The organism is Paraburkholderia terricola (assembly GCF_003330825.1).
Taxonomy (GTDB): domain Bacteria; phylum Pseudomonadota; class Gammaproteobacteria; order Burkholderiales; family Burkholderiaceae; genus Paraburkholderia; species Paraburkholderia terricola.
In genome coordinates this window covers 2,803,393-2,821,709 of sequence record NZ_CP024942.1, presented here as the reverse complement: position 1 = coordinate 2,821,709, position 18,317 = coordinate 2,803,393, and the positions used below count along the sequence as shown (strand labels likewise).

Sequence of the window (18,317 nt, the reverse complement as noted above, 5' to 3'; positions counted from 1 at the left end):
TCTGATTCACGCACCAACACTGAAGAAATGGACCGACTTTATCGACCATCGCACTGCCGTCCGCCGCCGTGCGGCTAACCATCGTGTGAGCTAAGCAATGGAGCGAGCCCGGGTATGAAAATGTGTCCATTCATCGAGCGGAATCTAGGGAAGCTGAATTTCAGGCAGCGGCTAAACAGGCCCTGCATCAGCTCCTATCGACTCGCCAAAGCCGTCCCCGGAATACTCAACAATTGTCATTGCAGCAACATCTGGATCGCTGGTTAGCACCTACGGACAGTTCTCATTGATCGGTGTGCCGCCGGAACGAAGACCTCCACGAATGCAACCATGGAAACCTGACTATGCATACGACGCCAGACAGCTTTGCCAATGCAACCGGACACCGCCCCGAGTCTGTTGACGTATCGGCGTATGAAGCATCGCGAGTGTTTAACAGGGAAGCAATACGCAACCTGTCGCTAGCCGATCAATTGCTATTTGAATGGTTCGGGAAGGGTCCGCACGTCGAGGCCAGATACGCTTGCGTGCATCACGCTTTCGAGCAATACGCTGCGGCGCAGCCCGACGCCATTGCCGTGCAGCATCTTGGAAACAGGATCACATATGGCGAATTGAACCATCAGGCGAATCGTCTGGCTGCCACATTGGTCAGTCACGGCGTATCGACGGGCGACGCGGTCGCACTCTTTCTGCAGCGTTCGATATCGATGGTAATCGGCATTCTTGCCGTGCTGAAGGCTGGCGCTGCATACGTGCCACAGGATGCTGGCGTGGCTCCGCAGACTCAGCTTCGCCACATCATCAATGTTACTTCGGCGAAGGTGATCCTGACGCTCGGCCGGCTAAAGCACCTGGTCCCTGTGCCTGACGGACACGTGTGCATCGCAATCGACGAATATGTCGACGAACCTGCAGCTGACAACCTGGATATCGCGGCTCCTCTCTCCGTCGCGACTGATGTCAATGCCGACAACCGGTGTTTCATTCTATTCACGTCCGGGACGACCGGTGTTCCGAACGGGGTGCAGGTCACACATCGCAATGTATCGAACATCCTGCTGACCGAACCCGGATCTCTCGGGATGCGCCCCGGCGTCAAGGTGGCGCAGATGCTCAACATCGGGTTTGACATGGCGGCCTGGGAAATCCTGGGTTCACTGGCAAACGGCGCAACGCTTGTGATTCGCGGAGAAGGCTTCGCGCAGGTAGCCAGGGAAGTCGATGTCATCATTTCGACTCCGTCAATCCTCGCCACCCTGGACGCCGACCAGTGCCGTACCGTCAAGGTCGTCGCGGTCGCGGGCGAACCCTGCCCGAAGCCGCTCGCGGACAAATGGGCCGCCTTTTGCGCGTTCCACAATTCCTGCGGCCCGACCGAGACCACCATCGTCAATACGGTGCAGCGTTATGACCCGTCGGCCGGGCGACTCACTATCGGTACGCCGACACCCAACAACACGGTCTATATCCTCGACGAGCATCGCAAGCCCTGTGCGATCGGCGAAGTGGGCGAAATGTGGGCAGGCGGCGATTGTGTCACTGCAGGCTATCTGCACAACGCCCGGTTGACCACCGAGCGCTACGCAGCCGATCCATTTCTTGGCAACGGACGGCGGATGTTCCGCACCCGGGACCTTGGCCGCTGGACGCCGGACGGTGAGCTTGAGCACCTGGGCAGGGTGGACGATCAAGTCAAGATACGCGGCTTTCGGGTCGAGCTGGATTCTGTGTCCGCGGTTCTCGAATCGGTGCCGTCGTGTACGCATGCGGTGGCCTTGAAGCTCGACAGCCGCAATCTCGCCGCATTCGTCTGTCCCCGCTCTGTCGACACTCACGTTGCGCGTCAGATGGTCGCAGCGGCGCTGCCGTACTACTGCACACCTTCGCTGATCATCGCAATGGACGCATTTCCACTAACCAGTCGGGGCAAGGTGGACAAACGCGTACTTCTGAACCTTGCCATCGAGCGACTGGAAGAACAGCAGCGGCAAGCCAGTCCAGTCGAGGAGTCACTGCTTTGCGAGGTGAGAGCATGACGGCAAGTTCTCTCGATGCTGAACTGCCGATGCCACAGGGCGTCATGCGCCGCTTCGCGCGGCATCCGGCTCTGATGCACTATCACCGCCTCGTCTGTCTGGTGGGAGCGATCAACCTGGCGTTTCTCGCGTTTGGCGTGACGCGCGGAACGTGGTGGACGAGGAACGGGATTGCGCTCGGCCCGATTTCAAATCTGGTTCTGGTGAATTTCTCGATCGCGATTCTGATCCGTCAACAGTACGTGATCAATCTGTTGTTCTGGCTGGCGACGCGGGCGCCGACGCACTGGCCGCTGTCGATCCGGTGGACGCTCGCGAAGGTCTATCACTTCGGGGGCTTGCACAGCGGCTGTGCTGCGGCCGCAACGGTCTGGTTCGCAGTTTTCGCGGGTTCCCTGACGTTCCATCTGGCGAACGGATTGCCTGGCGTGTCAGTCGGCATCGTCTGGGTGACGTACGCGTTGCTCGCGATTCTGCTCGTCATCGTACTGATGGCGCTGCCGGCCATTCGCGCCCGCTTCCACAACAGCTTTGAAAAGACGCACCGCTTCGGTGGATGGGCCGCACTACTACTGTTCTGGACGCAGAGCGTCATGTTCATCGACGACCAGCGAGGCGGCGCGGGTCTCGCGCGCGCGCTGCTCTCGTCGCCCGGATGGTGGATGCTTGTTGTCCTCACGACTAGCATTGCGCTTCCGTGGACGCGGCTGCGCAAGGTGCCGGTCAGGATCGACACGCCATCGTCTCATGCCGCCATAGTCCGCTTTGACCACGGCGTCACGCCTTTCCCCGGATCGTCGACCGCCGTGAGTCGTCATCCTCTGTTCGAATGGCATTCGTTCGCCAACATCCCCGCGCCTCGGGAGAACGGCTTTCGCCTCATCGTTTCCCGCGCCGGAGACTGGAGCGGATCGTTCATCGACGACGCGCCGTCGCACGTCTGGGTCAAAGGAATCCCCACTGCCGGGGTGGCCAACATCGAAACCCTTTTCACCCGCGTGGTCTATGTCGCGACCGGCAGCGGCATTGGACCGGTGCTCCCCCATCTGCTGGCGAAACGGGTGCCAGCCCGGCTTGTCTGGTCGACCAGAAGCCCTCGCGAGACATATGGCGACGCACTGTTAGATGAGATTCTTCAGGCAGAGCCGGGCGCAATCATCTGGGATACCGATACGCAAGGCAAGCCCGACATGGTTCGGCTCGCCTACGCTGCCTACACGCAGTTCAATGCAGAGGCCGTGATCTGCATTGCAAACCAGAAACTCACGAATGCAGTCGTCTACGGCATGGAAAGCCGGGGGATTCCCGCTTACGGCGCGATCTGGGACTCCTGATCGTGACGGCGTGTCTGGTGCAACGCAGATCATCCATTTTTTTCTTGAGAGGTTCGCATGACCATTCTGATCGAACGCCGGGATCGGGTCGCCGTTATCCGGCTGAACCGCCCCAAAGCGATGAACGCATTGAGTTCCGAAGTGATGGAGGAGATTGTCTGCGCGATGCAAACGCTCGATCGCGATCCGCAGGTGGGCTGTTTCGTGCTAACCGGTTCCGAGAAGGTCTTTGCGGCAGGCGCGGACATCAAGGAGATGCAGGGCAAATCCTACATGGACATGTTCAACGAGGATTTTTTCGCTGGCTGGGATAACTTTGCGGCGCTACGCACGCCGAAGATTGCCGCCGTATCGGGCTTTGCGCTCGGTGGCGGCTGCGAACTGGCGATGATGTGCGACATGATATTCGCCGCCGAAACCGCAGTCTTCGGCCAGCCTGAAATCAGGCTCGGTGTGATCCCGGGCATGGGTGGCTCGCAACGCCTGACGAAACTGATCGGCAAGGCGAAGGCGATGGACATGATCCTGACGGGACGCACGATGGCGGCCGACGAGGCCGAGCGCGCGGGGCTCGTCGCCCGCGTGATTCCCGCCGATCGGTTGATGGAAGAAACGCTCGCCGCTGCCGCGACGATCGCCGGGTACGGCAAGGTGACTGCCATGGTCGCCCGCGAGGCGGTCGATCGCGCCCTCGAACTGGGTTTGCGCGAAGGGCTCCTGTTTGAGCGGCGAACATTTCACGCACTGTTCGCAACGGAAGACCAGAAGGAGGGCATGCGCGCTTTCGTCGAGAAAAAAACGCCCGAGTTCAAGGGCCGCTAGAAAGGACGACTCGCACTAATGCAACGCCTCGTCCAGAGTAATGCTCCGCCGTTTGGAATCGTCAATCTTCACCCCAAAAGAATGTGCGAAGTAATTTCCAGAATCTACGGCGATGATAAATCTGTCGTGGGCAAGTTCGGGTGCTGTGCCGACGGGTCACCATTCGAGTCATATCCGCGAGGAGCATTCGCCTTTGCATCGGCGAACGCCAGATGAGACAGAACGACTCTGCATTCAGTTTCCTGCGATTGATCTTCGATGAAGTTGCCTCGAACGCACGTGCGTCCGCTTCGGAGAAGTTCGAAGCACCGGGCCGGATCGGCTACGGCCGCCCGCATCCGGCAGGGGTCGGCCAGAAAATCTCCTTCGAGGTGCATGTTCGATCCGAGTCGGAAAAAATGCAACGCTTCGAGGGGAATCGGCCATATTTATTGCATTCGGTGAATTCAAACCGCCAGTGGCGGCATAGTGAATTCAGATAGTTTCCACTTCGAAGAACCTTCCAAACCAATCCGGGTAGTGTGGCGTCTATTGGTCGCCCGCTCTGGCTTAGGCACGAGACGGTTCTGCGATATCGGGCGAGTTTGCGTGATGAGGGCGGCGAGCGTCGTGCCCACCATTTCGCATGTTGCTGGACGATGCATGTGCTTGCTGGCCGCCCTTTGGCCTATATCTTTGGTGGGAGCGGCCAGAGAGTGAGGGTTACCAGGCGGCCACGGAGCGGAAGAGGTCGAGATGCGTCTCCGCTCGCCAATGATGGCGTAATTTGGCAATGCTACGCGTGACACTTGAAAACCACGGGAGCGAACAAGTCTGAGCGCCGGAATCAAGTCGGTGTTGCCGGTCATGACGATCATTTCTTCGACCGCTCCGCTATCTGCCATCGTGGAAAGGCCGAAGCCAATGCCGTTGGTGCGCGTAATTTTGTTCCCGCGAGTGGATAGTCGATTTGGGGCTGACTTCGAGAACAAGTTTGCTTCAAGAGGTCTTTCAGAAAGTTGTTCCCCGTACCAACGTTTGAAGTGTGTCGCCCCCAAGTGAAGCGCCGAATTGAATGCCGATGACAGCGCTCGCGCCTAAGTTTGCCGGTGCAAAGTGGGAGAAGCTGAGCCTTTGGTACGGGGCTGTTGCCGTTGGTTTGCGTAAAGTTGTTCGCGTCCGCCAGCGGGCAGTCGGGAGCCATGAGCCAGCTGGGAACAATATTGTACAAATCGCAGTTGCATAATATTGTTCCCGCAGCCAACGAAGTCGTGACCATGGCCGAAGCGCGGACAGGGCAGGCCGTTGGCCCGATACGCCAAGAACAAATTTCTGCAAAAGACGGAAACAAGCTTATGCAAACAAACGGGACGACCACCCAATCCTTGGCACCCATTTCTACATTTGACATAAGACAAATTATCACCGACAAACAGTGTAGTAGCTTTATAGATGGAATGGTCGCCTCCCGCCTTAACGGGCCAACCGACGCCGCAGCAACCCCGGCGACGATGTCGAGCCCGAGTATCGTCTCCGTTGGGATATCCCGTTAAGGAGAAAGCTGATGGAACCCACGACTATTGCCATCGACCTGGCCAAGCGCGTTTTCCAGATTCACTACGTCGAGCCTGTGACCGGCGCGATTCGCAGCAAGGTGCTCAAACGCGCCCAGCTCGTGCCGTTCTTCGCCAACCGGCCTGCGACTTGTGTCGTTATGGAGGCCTGCGGCAGCGCCCATCACTGGGCCCGTGTCCTGGCGCGGCTTGGCCACGACGTGCGGCTCATCGCAGCCCAGTTCGTCCGACCGTTCGTGAAGTCGAACAAGAACGATGCCGCGGATGCCGCGGCGATCTGGGAAGCGGCCCAACGTCCCGGCATGCGTTTCGTAGCTGTCAAGACGGAAGACCAGCAGGCCATGCTTGCGATGCACCGCATACGCCAGCAACTTGTCAGGATCCGTGTCATGCAGGTCAACCAGCTTCGCGGATTGCTCTACGAATTTGGCGTGATACTGCCGGCAGGTCGCCGTGCATCGATAGAGGCAGCCAAAGTCGCGCTGGCGTCGATGGCTGAGCAGTTGCCCACTATGCTGGCAGACAGCCTGCAGGACCAGATCTCGCGGCTACGTGGACTCGACGAGCAGATTGCCCGGATCGAACAGCGCATTCTCGAGTGGCGACGCAACAACGATGCATGCAGACGCATTTCCGAAATCCCCGGCGTGGGAGTACTCACGGCCACTGCTGCAGTATCGGTAATTGGACAGGCGAAGACCTTTCGCTCCGGCCGGGAGTTCGCTGCCTATTTGGGCCTCGTGCCGCGACAGAACGGCTCTGGGGGCAAGGTAAAGCTTGGCGGGATCAGCAAACGCGGGGACGTGTACTTGCGAACGCTACTGATCCACGGCGCGCGATCGGTCATCTCAAGTTCAAGGTATTTGCCGGAGCGCTTGCGCCAGATGCTGACCCGGCGTCCAACGAATGTCGTTGCCGTTGCGCTCGCCAACAAGATGGCGCGAACAATCTGGGCGCTGCTCGCGTATGGTCGAACGTATCAGGCAGCACCAGCGCAGTAAGCACGAACCGTAGCCTTTAACCCATCCACGGTTGCACAGGTGTATTGAACGATGGCAAGACAGGTTGGACCGCGTGAAGGCAAGCCTGAGACATTTCTCGGACTTCGAGTCCGTTATTTAGATTAGGACCTTTGCGGCGAAATCCATCGGGGCCGGCGGGTACGTTCCGCAATCGAGTCCGGATATAAGTCCGCAACCACCCTTCTCGCTACGAACAATTACCTTGCAAATGGGAGGCGACCATATAAGAAATGTCGTGTTCTGCTCTGGGTATGCTTGCCGGTTCCCCGCGGGATTACGGAGCCGGCCATGCATCCAGCGACACTGGTGACATTGAACATGCGCGAACTCGACCGACTGAAGGTGATCCAGGCTGTGGTGGACACCGGTCTGAAACCTGGACGTGCTGCCGACCGGCTGGGCCTGACGGTGCGGCAGATCGAGCGGCTGGTAATCCGGTATCGTGAATCAGGCGCAGCGGGCCTGGTCTCACGCAAACGCAGCCGACCGGGTAACCGGCGGCTGGACGACGACGAGGCCCAGCGCGCCCTGGCGATTATCCGCGAGTACTACGCCGATTTCGGCCCAACGCTGGCCTGCGAGAAGCTGCACGAATGCCACGGCATACGTCTGGCGAAGGAAACGGTCCGCAGGCTGATGACGGACGCGGGCCTATGGGTGCCGCGCCGGCAGCGGCCGCCGAAGGTCTACCAGCCGCGCGCGCGGCGGTCGTGCCTGGGCGAGCTGATCCAGATCGACGGCAGCGAGCATCCCTGGTTCGAGGACCGGGCGCCGCAGTGCACGCTGCTGGTGTACGTCGACGACGCAACGAGCCGGCTGATGCACGTGCTTTTCACGGCCACGGAATCGACCTTCAGCTACTTCGAGGCGACGCGTGCGTACATCGAGCGTCACGGCAAGCCGGTGGCGTTCTACAGCGACAAGGCGAGCGTGTTCCGGAACACGGCCGCAAGCAGGACCGGCAATAGCGTGACGCAGTTTGGTCGCGCGATGTACGAGCTGAACATCGACACGATCTGTGCAAACAGTAGCGCGGCCAAGGGCCGTGTCGAGCGCGCGCACCTGACGCTGCAGGACCGGATGGTGAAGGAAATGCGCTTGCGCGACATCCGCACGCTCGCTGCGGCCAATGCCTGGGTGCCCTCCTTCATGGCGGCCTACAACGCGCGTTTCGCAAAGCCTCCGAAGAGCGAGTTTGACGCACACCGTCCGCCGAGGGCTGACGAGAACCTTGAACTCGTGCTCACGTGGCGCGAGCCGCGCAAGGTGACGAAGGCGCTGACCGTGCAGTACGACCGCGTCATGTATCTGCTGGACGATACGCCGGCGCATCGCAAGCTGATCGACCGGTATATCGAGGTCTGGGAGTATCCGGATGGGCGAATCGAACTTCGGGCAGATGGCGGTGCATTGTCGTGCAGGCAGTATGACCGGCTGACAGAAATCGATCAGGGCGCGATCGTCGAGCATAAACGTTTGAGCCACGTGCTGCAGGTCGCGCAGGTGATTCAGGCTCAACGCGATAACAGCCGGATCGGCAAGGCGCCTTCACGAACGCATCTGGGAGTTGCAACCAGGGCTGAGGGCAGCTCGCCGGGCAAGAAGAAAGAACGCGAATTCACGCAGACTGACATCGAGCATGTGATCGTGGATCTTGCCCAGCAAAGACAGATAACCCGCAACCCGTAAACCTGGCCGGTGGTCTGCAGGGTCAGTCGAAACAGACGTCGGCGCCCTGCCCATTCACGGCGGATCCTTCGACACTGGGTGATCAGTAACCGATGAAAGACCGACCTTTTAACCCTGAAAACACGACATTTGTATTTAGCCGCCGCCACGACATCTTGAAATGGCCTCGACAAACAATGCAGTGGCTAGACGGTAATGTCCGCTTTTAGCTAGATAGATGGAATGGTCGCCTCCCGCCTTTGAAGTCTTTCAAGATCAAATGGTCAGGCATACGGCATTGCTGAAGGCCGGGCGTGATGGAGCCTGCACTCCCGTTCGCTCCATCCCGCCCGCGTCAGCCGCATCCCGCGAAACGAACGGGCGCTCAGAACCGATGACGGATACCGGCCGCGACCAGCAACTGGCTGCGGCCCGCCGACGGATCGGACGTATTGATCACGGCGGGGACGCGAGATGAAGCGCGCTGATACACCGTCTCCAGATAGGTATCGGTGCGCTTCGAAAGCTGGTAGCCAGCCTGCAACGCGCCCTGATGCCAGTGTGCACCCGAGCCCTTCGTATAGGTGTACATGCTGGCGAGCGACACTTTCGGCGCCCACTGGTACACGCCATTGATCTCATAGTTGCTGAAGCCTACCGAAGGCTCCGCTGAACCGGAACCGGCATCGGTCACACCGCTATAGGTCGAGCGGGACCACGCGGCACCCACCGTAAAATCGCCGATCGCATAGCTTGCGCCGACGCCATACGTGCTCTGCGTCTGCACGCTCGCGTCGAATACGTCGCGATTCGAGCCGGGCAGATTCACGGTGTCATATGCGCCTCCCGCGGTGTTGCCGCGGCCGTTCACGTGCAGGTAAGCGGCGCCCGCGTTGAACGGCCCGCTCTGGTAGTTCGCGCCGACGCTGTACGCGCGATTGTTGGCGAACTGACCGGCACCGTTCGAAAACGCGTACATGCCGCCGAAGCTGAAGCCGCCGAACGACGGGCTCGCATACGTGACCGAATTGCGCGCGAGGTACGCGTTGTTGGCGTTGTCGTTGTCGAACGGATGCGCGAACGCCGTGCCCCCCGCACTGCCCGTCAGCGTGAACGGTGCGAAGTAGTCGTGGACCGAATCGTACTGGTGACCTACCCTGACCGTCCCGTACGTCTCGTTGCCAAAGCCGACGTAGTACGGGTGATCGATGAAGCCGTCGCCCGTCGTCACCGAAAACCCGCGCTCCAGTTGAAAGATCGCCTTGTTGCCGCCACCGAGATCCTCGGTGCCCGCGAGGCCCCAGAAGCTGCCATCGATCAGCCCCGAGGTGGCCTTGTACTGCGCGTGGCCGCCGACGTTACTCACATACGCGAGCCCCGTATCAAGTTCGCCATACAGCGTTACGCTGCTCTGCGCGTGGGCGTTCGCGCCGAGGAACGCGAGCGTGGCGGCGGTGGCGGACGGAATGGTGAAAAGCTTGTTCTGTTTTGCGGACATGTCGTGAACCGGTTGAAAAAATGAACAGGTCGTGCGCATCCGGCGCTGCACGCAACGGTGCGTGGCGAGGAACGTGTGCGCACGATATATGCATCGTGAGGTCTGCGGTGATCGTGAGCGCCATCAACAGACGACGCTCACGCACCATGATTCAAGGCTGGTCGAAGCCATTGCGCACGGGCTTGAACCCCATCCCGCTGCGCAGTTGCGGTCGGCTTCAATACCACTGCCCGTAACGGCGGATATACAGCGTCTTCACAACCTGCGTCAGCATCATGTAGCCGAGGATTGTTGCGACGAGCCAGAGCCAGTAGCTGTGATCCAGCGAAGTAAAACCCAATGCCCCGGCCAGTGGAGAAAACGGCAACCAGCAGCCCACGAGGATAGCGATCGAGGTCGACAGCAGCACCGGCAGCGACGCGGTACTCTGGACAAACGGAATCTTGCGCGTGCGCAGCATGTGGACGACGAGCGTCTGGGAGACGAGACCTTCGATGAACCAGCCGGAATTCATGATGCTCTGACCGCCGCCGTGCAGGTGGAACGCCGCGCCGGCGCCGAACACTGTCCACATCAGCACGTAGGTCACGATATCGAACACCGACGACGTCGGTCCCAGCCACACCATGAAACGTCCGATATTGCCCGCATCCCACTTGCGCGGCTTCTTCACGAAATCGGGATCCATCCGGTCCCACGGCAGGAACATCTGCGAGAGGTCGTAGATCAGGTTCTGGATCAGCAATTGCATCGCCAGCATCGGTTCCCAGGGCAGGAATGCAGAGGCGATCAGCACCGAGAACACGTTGCCGAAATTCGAGCTCGCCGTCATGTTCAGGTACTTCAGGATATTGCCGAACGTCTCGCGGCCCTTGATTACGCCCTCTTCCAGCACCATCAGGCTCTTTTCGAGCAAGATGATGTCGGCGGTTTCCTTCGCGATATCGGCCCCTGTGTCCACCGAAATGCCGACGTCCGCATCACGAAGCGCCGGCGCGTCGTTGATCCCGTCACCGAGGAAACCGACCGTGTGGCCGTTTGCCTGAAGCGCCTTCACGACACGCGCTTTCTGCAGCGGGGTGAGTTTCGCAAAGACCGTCGTGTGTTCAACCACCTGTGCAAGCTGGACATCGTTCATCGCCTCGATGTCGCGCCCGAGCAGCGCAGCGCCCGGGTCCAGTCCCACGTCGCGGCAAACCTTCACCGTGACAATCGGGTTGTCGCCCGTCAAGACCTTGACCGCCACGCCATGCTCACGCAGCGCACGAATGGCGGGCGCGGCCGAATCCTTCGGCGGATCGAGGAAAGTGAGGAAACCGCGTACCACGAGGTCTGCCTCGTCAAGGGTCTTGTACTGGGACTTCGCTTCGGCGCGCGGGATCTCGCGCGTGGCGACCACCAGCACACGGTAGCCCTCCTCGTTGTACGCCTCGGCTCGTGCAAGCAGCATGTCGCGCTCGTGCGCCGTCAACGCGTGGACCGTGTCACCGTTCTGAATGTGTGTCGACACCATCAGCATTTCTTCGACAGCGCCCTTCGACACCATCAGTTGGTTGCCGTCCAACCCCTCGACCACCACCGAAAGTCTGCGGCGTACAAAATCGAACGGCAGTTCGTCGACCTTGGCGTACTGCGTCAGTTTCACCGGCGCGACACGTTCATTGGCATGGTCCACGACGGCGATGTCCATGAGATTCTTCTGCCCGCTCTGGTGGAAGCTGTTCAGCCAGGCAAGTTGCAGAATCCGCTCATCCCGCTTGCCGTGGATGTCGAGGTGACGTTCAAGGATGATCTTGTCCTGCGTGAGCGTGCCGGTCTTGTCCGTACACAGGACGTCCATTGCGCCGAAGTTCTGCACCGAATTGAGCCGCTTCACGACCACCTTGCGTCGCGCCATCGCAATGGCGCCCCTCGCCAGATTCGCCGACACGATCATCGGCAGCATCTCCGGCGTCAGACCGACCGCGACTGCAAGCGCGAACGTCACCGCGGACAGCCAGTCGCCCTTGGTCAGGCCATTGATCAGGAACACCACCGGCACCATGACCAGCATGAAGCGGATCAGCAGCCATGACACACTGTTGACGCCGCGATCGAAGCTGGTTTCGACGCGCTTGTGACTGACCACGTTTTTTGCCAGTGAGCCGAAATAGGTATCGACGCCGGTGGCGATGACGATTGCCGTTGCCGTCCCGCTGACCACGTTGGTTCCCATGAAGCAGATATGGGCGAGATCGAGGAGATCGGTCCGGTCATCGGAAGCGGCATGGGCCGATTTCTCCGTCACCGCGCCGAGCGTGTCGTATTTCTCGACGGGCAGTGCCTCGCCGGTCAACGCCGCCTGACTGATGAACAGATCGCGCGACTCGATCAGACGGATGTCGGCGGGGATCATGTCACCCGCCTGCAGACTGACGATATCGCCGACGACCAGATCACGCATCGCGATTTCCTGCCTCTCTTGATCCGCGAATACGGTTGCCCTGCGAATCACGGTCGCCGTTGTGCGAACCATGGACTTGAGCCGCTCTGCTGCCCTGTTTGAGCGGTATTCCTGAAAGAAGCGCAACAGACCGCTGGCGGTCACCATCGTGAGCAGGATGCCGACCCCGGTCCAGTTGCGATCGTCCGGCGCAGCAAGGTACACGTCCGTGAAGAAGGTAATGACCGACAGACCGAGCAGCACCAGCACGAACGGGTTTTTGAAGGCTCGCAGCAGCTGTACCAGTGCGTGTGGGGCTCTGTCATGGGCGACTTCATTGGGACCCGCACGTTGCAGACGCTCCAGTGCGTCTGCCGTGAGAAGACCGTCGAGCGAGCTGTTCGTCTGCTTGAGCGTGGCGTCGACGGATTCGTTGGCTTCGCTTACTACGTGCGCGAAGGATCTCTGGTCGCGGCCAGCGGAGCCAGACACAAAGCCTTTCTGCTTTCGCCTGGATGTATGCGGTTTTTTTGTGGATTCGTGTTGCATCGGCTGTTCCTGCTGCTATGCACGCGGCGAACGGCCCGCGGCTTTTGAATATTGGAGATGTGTCGTTCCATGAGGCCCGAGGCGCTCAGCGACAGCGCGCGTTGCCTCGATACGGCGGACGCGTGCTGTCGACGCCATGCTCAGGAGAGACCGTGCTTCTGGCCCAGCAGGGCCCTGACTGCCGCCCACCACCGGTGTGACGGTTTGGTGGGCGTTGGCGATACGAGCGCTGGCGCTGCTTCGTAATAGTGGTGCGACTCGCGGACCTGTGGCAGTTGCGATACGAGAAGGGCGAAATACATGCGATTTCTCCGTTCGGGTCGAAGCCCGACTGATTGTTGAGGTCGCCGGGACGCCTGCACGGCAACGCTCAAACAGTCAGGCAAGTGACGGCGAACGCGTGTGGGCATCCATCAGGCAATGAAAAAACGTAAGCGGCGTAAAGGCCATATGTCACTGTCGGGCATGACGTCTCCTTTCCGATGCGTTGTGCACGGGCGTGTCAGTTCATGCGCCCGCAGGGATAAACCAGCGGGCGCACGCGAGCATGGTCCCGAGTCGGGCTCAGGAAACCGGCCGTACGGACGGACGCAATCTGGCGTGCCGAAGCGGCGCTGAAATGGAGTGAACGGGAGCGGTACTGAAAACTACTGCGACGCGCACCATCTGCCTGCGGGCAGAACGGTGGCTGAATGAGGCTAGCGGATGTTCTGCCGGTCAGGCAATCAAACTGTTCGAGAATTGACTACTGCAACTGTCCAAGGCACTAGCCCCTGTTTGTGAAGACGGACGGATTGTAAGCAGACGCTCAGGACAGCGTCAACCTTAAATTTTGCTGTACGGAGCAAATGCGCGCGTTGAAGATTCGACGCGTCTCGAGATGGATTGGATGTCAGAGTCGTTTTTTGTCAGGGCCGTCGAGAAGATGGATTGCCTCTCACACTCCGCAGGGAATGAAGTGCGAGACCGCGATCGAGGCGTCCGGCACGGCATACCGCAGCACGCCTGCCAGCCCTTCAGCCGTGCGTGTTTTCTGCATGGTGAGCGCGAGCATCGATAGCAGCCGGCGCTTGTCGGCCACCTCGAGCAGTCGCTGACGCGCGGTGGAAGGCTGCGGCTTTTCATCCGCCGCGGGTAGCCTGGGCACCGACGTGATGAGGCGCGGGGATGTACTGAATCCGAAGCCGGCGAAGCTGAGCAGATAGCGCGACACCGGGTCCGTGCCATCGCGCCTGAAGCCGACCGGGTACCGGTATTTGCGCGCGACACGGTAGTACTGTGTGATGACGCGGTGGTGGAACAGGTCGAGAAACGCCGACAGGCGCTCTGCCCCGTCGCGGTTCTGGGCTACCACATCGACGAAATACGCGGGCATGCGCGCGTCGACGCCATAAAGTCCGAGAAACGTCGTCACCACCGATGGTCGCGCTGACAGATCGTCGGTGTCGTACCGGACCGCATCGATTTCGCGCCCGGGAAAGCCCAGCTGCGCGCGCGAACGGAACCGGATGGGATCCGTACCTCTACAAGGCAGTCACGAGCGGCCAGACCCTCAAGTCCGCTGAAATCAGGTGGTACAAGATCGACGACGCGGGCAAGGAGAAGGAGTACTTCAACACGAAGCTCGATAACGTGAAGGTGGTCGCCGTGCGTCCGAAGATGCTCGACATCAAGGATCCGGACTACGAGAAGCACAACCACCTGGAGGAGGTCGAGCTGCGCTACGAGACGATCACCTGTTCGTACAAGGACGGCAACATCATTCACAAGGACACCTGGAACGAGCGTTCCTGAATGACCGCTGGTCTGAAGGCCGGTCCGCCTCACCGGTAGTCTCCGGGATATCGGCCTTCCTTTGCCAGTCCGCCTGTGCGGACTGGCCTTTTTCCTGCGTGGGGCGAGCGCTCCCAGCGCCGGCACGCCCCCATTCCATGTGCGACAAGCCCGACCATGACCGTGCATAACGACCGAAATGCATCCTTCCGCGACGCCAGCCAGCTCCTGCAGCGGCTCAATCCACATTGCGCGAAAACGCTCGAGGCTGCGGCAAGCCTGTGCCAGACACGGCTTGCGGACGAGATTTCAGTCGAGCACTGGCTGCTCAAGCTGATCGAGGCCAGGGACGGCGATATCCCGGCCATCATGAACCACTATGAACTGGATATCGATGCCGTCTGGGATACGCTGCTCAGGGCCATCGACCACACGCCCCGTAACCTGCGCGGCCGCCCCAGTCTGTCCGCGCAGTTGGCCGTCGTCCTCCAGGACGCCTGGTTGCATGCGTTGACGCACGCCGATGGCGGCGCCCCGGCCATCCGTTCCGGCCATGTCCTGCAGGCCATCGTGGAAGCGCCACATGTCCTTCGCACAGCCAATGCCTGGCAACTGCTGTCGGTGAGCAGTGCACAGATTGAACGGCTGCTGCCGCGCCTTGGGCCGCGCACCTGCGAGAACCCGCTGGAAGAGCCGGAAGCCCCCGAAGAACCGACCGGCGCCCCGCCGGTAACCGGCGCCGTTGAACACGCGCGGCAGGGACCCGCCGCACGGGCAGCCACGCGCACCGTGGAAGGCGACGCACTCGCCCGCTTTGCCATCGACATCACGGCGAAAGCGCGTGACGGCAGGATCGACCCCGTATTCGGGCGCGAGCGCGAAATCCAGCAGATGGTCGACGTGCTCGCGCGCCAGCGCAAGAACAACCCGATCCTCGTCGGCGAGCCGGGTGTCGGCAAGACCGCGCTCGTCGAGGGCCTCGCGCTACGCGTCGCCGCTGGCACCGTGCCGAACGTGATCCGTGACGTGCGTATTCTCACGCTCGATCTCGGCCTGCTGCAGGCGGGTGTGGGCGTGAAGGGCGAATTCGAGCAGCGCCTCGGGAATGTGATCGATGAAGTGCAGGCATCCACCGTGCCAATCCTGCTTTTCATCGACGAAGCCCACACGCTGATCGGCGCGGGCAATGCCGCCGGCGGCGCTGATGCGGCCAACCTCCTCAAACCCGCACTCGCGCGCGGCGAGCTGCGCACGATCGCCGCGACCACCTGGTCCGAATACAAGGAATTCGTCGGGGCCATGGCCGGGCTGTGTCTTGCCCGCGAATCCGGCGCGCGCAACGTGGATGCGTTCCTGAACCAGCGCATCCTGCCGGCGGTTTCCCGCGAACTGCTCACGCGCATGGCAGGCGGAACCCCGCCCGCGAGGATTGTTCTGTCCAGTTCGGCCGAAGGCAACCTGACGATCGACTTCGTCGATCATGGGCTGCCCGCTGCGGCAAGCTCCGCGGCGCCGGTCGCCTGAGGAAGACGGGAGATGGGGCTGCGGACGTTATCCGCTGAATTCCCGGCTGTTCCTATCTCCGAACACGAAGAAATAAAGATTCGCCTTGGCGAGCAAATCGAGGCGAGCTTGTCCTATTTCCACTGCTCCACCTCTGCCACGAGCAGTCCACTCCGACGAGGTTCGCGGTCTCCCGCGCGACTGCTTGCCCGTCACCAACGCTTAATAGCCGGTTGCAAGAAACCTCTCGAATGGTTTGACTTGCCACGCGTTGGAACCCAACTCCGCAGCGAACGCTTGTAGCGCAGCCGAACACCATCGAGACAATATTCTCCTGGTCTTTACCGCAATAAACCTCCCCACTCTCCCATCATCCAACGCCAACGCCCAACCTGCTCGCGCACCTGTTCCGCCAAACCTATCAACCAGCATCAACCCTTCTTATCCAGCCAGAACGGCGAAACCTTATTACGACCAGTCGCCTTGGCGTTATACAGCGCCTCGTCAGCGGCCTTGATCACCGCGGTTACGTCGCTATCCTGTTCCGGCGCCCAGCTCGCCGCACCGATGCTGGCCGTCACGCGTCCGTACTCGCTGCCGGCGTGCTCGATGGCGAGTTCGCTGATCGCCGCGCGGATCTGCTCCGCGATCAGCGCTGCGCCCGCGGGCGGCGTATCGGGCAGCACCACGACGAATTCCTCCCCGCCATAGCGGGCCGCACTGTCCGCGGGTCGTCGAATATTGTTGCCGATGCACCGCGCGACGGCGGCCAGCGCGTCGTCGCCCGCCTGGTGCCCGTAGGTGTCGTTGTAAGCCTTGAAGCGGTCGATGTCGACGAACAGCAGCGAAAACATGCTGTGTGTACGGCGCGCCCGACGCCACTCCTGATCGAGAATCTCGCCCAGCGTGCGGCGGTTGTTCAGTCCGGTGAGGCCGTCCGTTCTCGCGAGCAGTTCGAGTTCCGATTCAGCGCGCATCCGGCGGCGCAGTTGCGCGCCAAGCAGAAACGCGAGCGCGACGAACGCCAGCGCGAAGGCGATCATCAGCGAGCCGATGGTGGTTGCGCGCCGCCGCCAGCCCGCATAGATGTCCTGCTCGGCCTCGGCCACCATGATGATCAGCGGCAGATCGGGGAAATTCCTGAAGTAGTACAGGCGGCGCACGCCGTCGATCGACGCGGTTTCGGAAAAACTGCCTTCCGCGGCGGTGCGGAAGCGCCGGAACGTGGCCGCCTTGCCGATGTCGCGCCCGATCGTGCGCACGTCGTACGGCTGTCGCATGATCATGATGCCGTTGCGACCGATCAGGGACACGGCGCCATGCGGCCCGAGCGACAGCCCGGCAAACAGCGTATGGAAATACTCGAGGTTCATCGCGATCAGCACGATTCCCGCGAACGAGCCGTCGGGATGTGAAAGCCGCCGGCTCAGCGCAATGCTCGGCGAGCCGTTGCGCAGCCGCGAGCTAAACGGATCGCTGATATAGAGACCCGCGTTCGGGTTGTCACGCTGGACGATGAAATACTTCCGGTCCGAGAAATTACCCTGGCGCGGCACATCGCCGGCGGAGTCGACGACGATGTTGCCCGACGCGTCCAGCACCAGCATCGAGCCCAGGTATTTCGCGGTCGCGGCGCGGTCGAACAACACTTGTCTGCGCAGACGCGGCGGCAGTGCCAGCACCGCCGGGTCGCGCATGCCGTCGACGACCGCCTGCAGCGACAACGCGCACAGTTCGAAATTCCGCTCGATATCGCGCTGGGCGATGAGCGCGAGGTTTCGCGACGTGTCACGGGCGCGGTCCATCGCATCGAGGCGCGCGTCGTACAGCACCGTCGCGCACAGCGAGATCATGACCAGCGTAATGAAGATGCCGCCCGCGATAATCGCATGCGGCGCCAGATGGCCGCGCCAGAGTCGGTTGCCCAGGCCCACACTTCCCCCGTTGTTGCTTGTTACGGTCCGCACCATGCCTTGAGATAGCCAGGAAATCCGGTTATGCGGATCTCAGCTTGCTGGAGATCCGGGCATCGTAAAACGCCGGAGATTCTACCGGTTCAGCCATGCATTGTGGCCAATTCCGCCATTTGTTTTTCCAGCATTCAATCGCCTTGCAGCGAATGGCGGGCTTAAGG

At 60.9% G+C, this 18,317-nt stretch carries 10 protein-coding genes and 3 pseudogenes; 9 read left to right on the top strand and 4 right to left on the bottom strand.

The features are described from left to right. The first annotated feature begins 344 nt into the window (after positions 1 to 344). The 7 genes from CUJ90_RS31225 to CUJ90_RS31205 all read left to right on the top strand — a co-directional run bounded on the left by CUJ90_RS31225 (position 345) and on the right by CUJ90_RS31205 (position 8,459). Positions 345 to 2,039 carry an amino acid adenylation domain-containing protein gene (locus CUJ90_RS31225; RefSeq protein WP_114164560.1) on the top strand — a complete coding sequence of 565 codons (1,695 nt, stop codon included), beginning with the start codon at positions 345 to 347 and terminating at the stop codon, positions 2,037 to 2,039. After that, positions 2,021 to 3,373, top strand: coding sequence for a ferredoxin reductase domain-containing protein (locus CUJ90_RS31220; RefSeq protein WP_208645270.1), 1,353 nt, complete (start codon positions 2,021 to 2,023; stop codon positions 3,371 to 3,373). Before CUJ90_RS31225 ends, CUJ90_RS31220 begins: the two co-directional genes overlap by 19 nt. Before the next feature lie 57 nt (positions 3,374 to 3,430). Further along, complete coding sequence (locus tag CUJ90_RS31215; protein WP_114164558.1) at positions 3,431 to 4,195, top strand: enoyl-CoA hydratase; 765 nt, start codon at positions 3,431 to 3,433, stop codon at positions 4,193 to 4,195. Positions 4,196 to 4,407: 212 nt separating this feature from the next. Beyond that, positions 4,408 to 4,677 (top strand): hypothetical protein, encoded by a 270-nt coding sequence (locus CUJ90_RS32560; protein ID WP_152035392.1) that lies wholly within the window; start codon positions 4,408 to 4,410, stop codon positions 4,675 to 4,677. Between the two features lie 699 nt (positions 4,678 to 5,376). Beyond that, positions 5,377 to 5,727, top strand: coding sequence for a hypothetical protein (locus CUJ90_RS32555; protein WP_152035391.1), 351 nt, complete (start codon positions 5,377 to 5,379; stop codon positions 5,725 to 5,727). An 11-nt stretch (positions 5,728 to 5,738) separates the two neighbouring features. After that, entirely contained in the window at positions 5,739 to 6,749 is a 1,011-nt protein-coding gene (locus CUJ90_RS31210) for an IS110 family RNA-guided transposase (RefSeq protein ID WP_073432975.1), read from the top strand. A 309-nt stretch (positions 6,750 to 7,058) separates the two neighbouring features. After that, positions 7,059 to 8,459, top strand: a complete 1,401-nt coding sequence (locus CUJ90_RS31205) for an ISNCY family transposase (protein ID WP_167449666.1) — start codon at positions 7,059 to 7,061, stop codon at positions 8,457 to 8,459. A 364-nt stretch (positions 8,460 to 8,823) separates the two neighbouring features. Here the strand turns inward: CUJ90_RS31205 and CUJ90_RS31200 are convergent, their stop codons facing one another. From CUJ90_RS31200 to CUJ90_RS31190, 3 genes and pseudogenes are all read right to left on the bottom strand, one after another. Beyond that, complete coding sequence (locus CUJ90_RS31200; protein ID WP_073428470.1) at positions 8,824 to 9,936, bottom strand: porin; 1,113 nt, start codon at positions 9,934 to 9,936, stop codon at positions 8,824 to 8,826. Positions 9,937 to 10,153: 217 nt separating this feature from the next. Next, the gene (gene mgtA / locus CUJ90_RS31195) at positions 10,154 to 12,907 is read right to left on the bottom strand and encodes a magnesium-translocating P-type ATPase (protein ID WP_073428305.1); all 2,754 of its coding nucleotides are present in this window, start codon (positions 12,905 to 12,907) and stop codon (positions 10,154 to 10,156) included. 949 nt (positions 12,908 to 13,856) lie between these two features. Then, positions 13,857 to 14,441 (bottom strand): annotated as a pseudogene (locus CUJ90_RS31190) (type VI secretion system baseplate subunit TssG); the annotation flags it as partial. Between CUJ90_RS31190 and tssD the strand changes: the two are divergent. Next, positions 14,423 to 14,701, top strand: a pseudogene (gene tssD, locus CUJ90_RS31185) (type VI secretion system tube protein TssD); the annotation flags it as partial. The pseudogenes CUJ90_RS31190 and tssD sit on opposite strands and share 19 nt — an antisense overlap. 156 nt (positions 14,702 to 14,857) lie before the next feature. Beyond that, positions 14,858 to 15,991 (top strand): annotated as a pseudogene (locus CUJ90_RS31180) (Clp protease N-terminal domain-containing protein); the annotation flags it as partial. Positions 15,992 to 16,614: 623 nt separating this feature from the next. Here the strand turns inward: CUJ90_RS31180 and CUJ90_RS31175 are convergent. Continuing rightward, positions 16,615 to 18,153, bottom strand: coding sequence for a sensor domain-containing diguanylate cyclase (locus tag CUJ90_RS31175; RefSeq protein WP_084561379.1), 1,539 nt, complete (start codon positions 18,151 to 18,153; stop codon positions 16,615 to 16,617). Positions 18,154 to 18,317: the final 164 nt, after the last annotated feature.

What these genes read in the sequence shown, in the direction of transcription:
- CUJ90_RS31215 (WP_114164558.1), top strand. Translation starts at nt 3,431, where the DNA reads ATGACCATTCTGATCGAACGCCGGGATCGGGTCGCCGTTATCCGGCTG.
- CUJ90_RS31200 (WP_073428470.1), bottom strand. Translation starts at nt 9,936, where the DNA reads ATGTCCGCAAAACAGAACAAGCTTTTCACCATTCCGTCCGCCACCGCC.
- mgtA (WP_073428305.1), bottom strand. Translation starts at nt 12,907, where the DNA reads ATGCAACACGAATCCACAAAAAAACCGCATACATCCAGGCGAAAGCAG.
- CUJ90_RS31210 (WP_073432975.1), top strand. Translation starts at nt 5,739, where the DNA reads ATGGAACCCACGACTATTGCCATCGACCTGGCCAAGCGCGTTTTCCAG.
- CUJ90_RS31175 (WP_084561379.1), bottom strand. Translation starts at nt 18,153, where the DNA reads ATGGTGCGGACCGTAACAAGCAACAACGGGGGAAGTGTGGGCCTGGGC.
- CUJ90_RS31225 (WP_114164560.1), top strand. Translation starts at nt 345, where the DNA reads ATGCATACGACGCCAGACAGCTTTGCCAATGCAACCGGACACCGCCCC.
- CUJ90_RS32555 (WP_152035391.1), top strand. Translation starts at nt 5,377, where the DNA reads ATGAGCCAGCTGGGAACAATATTGTACAAATCGCAGTTGCATAATATT.
- CUJ90_RS32560 (WP_152035392.1), top strand. Translation starts at nt 4,408, where the DNA reads ATGAGACAGAACGACTCTGCATTCAGTTTCCTGCGATTGATCTTCGAT.
- CUJ90_RS31205 (WP_167449666.1), top strand. Translation starts at nt 7,059, where the DNA reads ATGCATCCAGCGACACTGGTGACATTGAACATGCGCGAACTCGACCGA.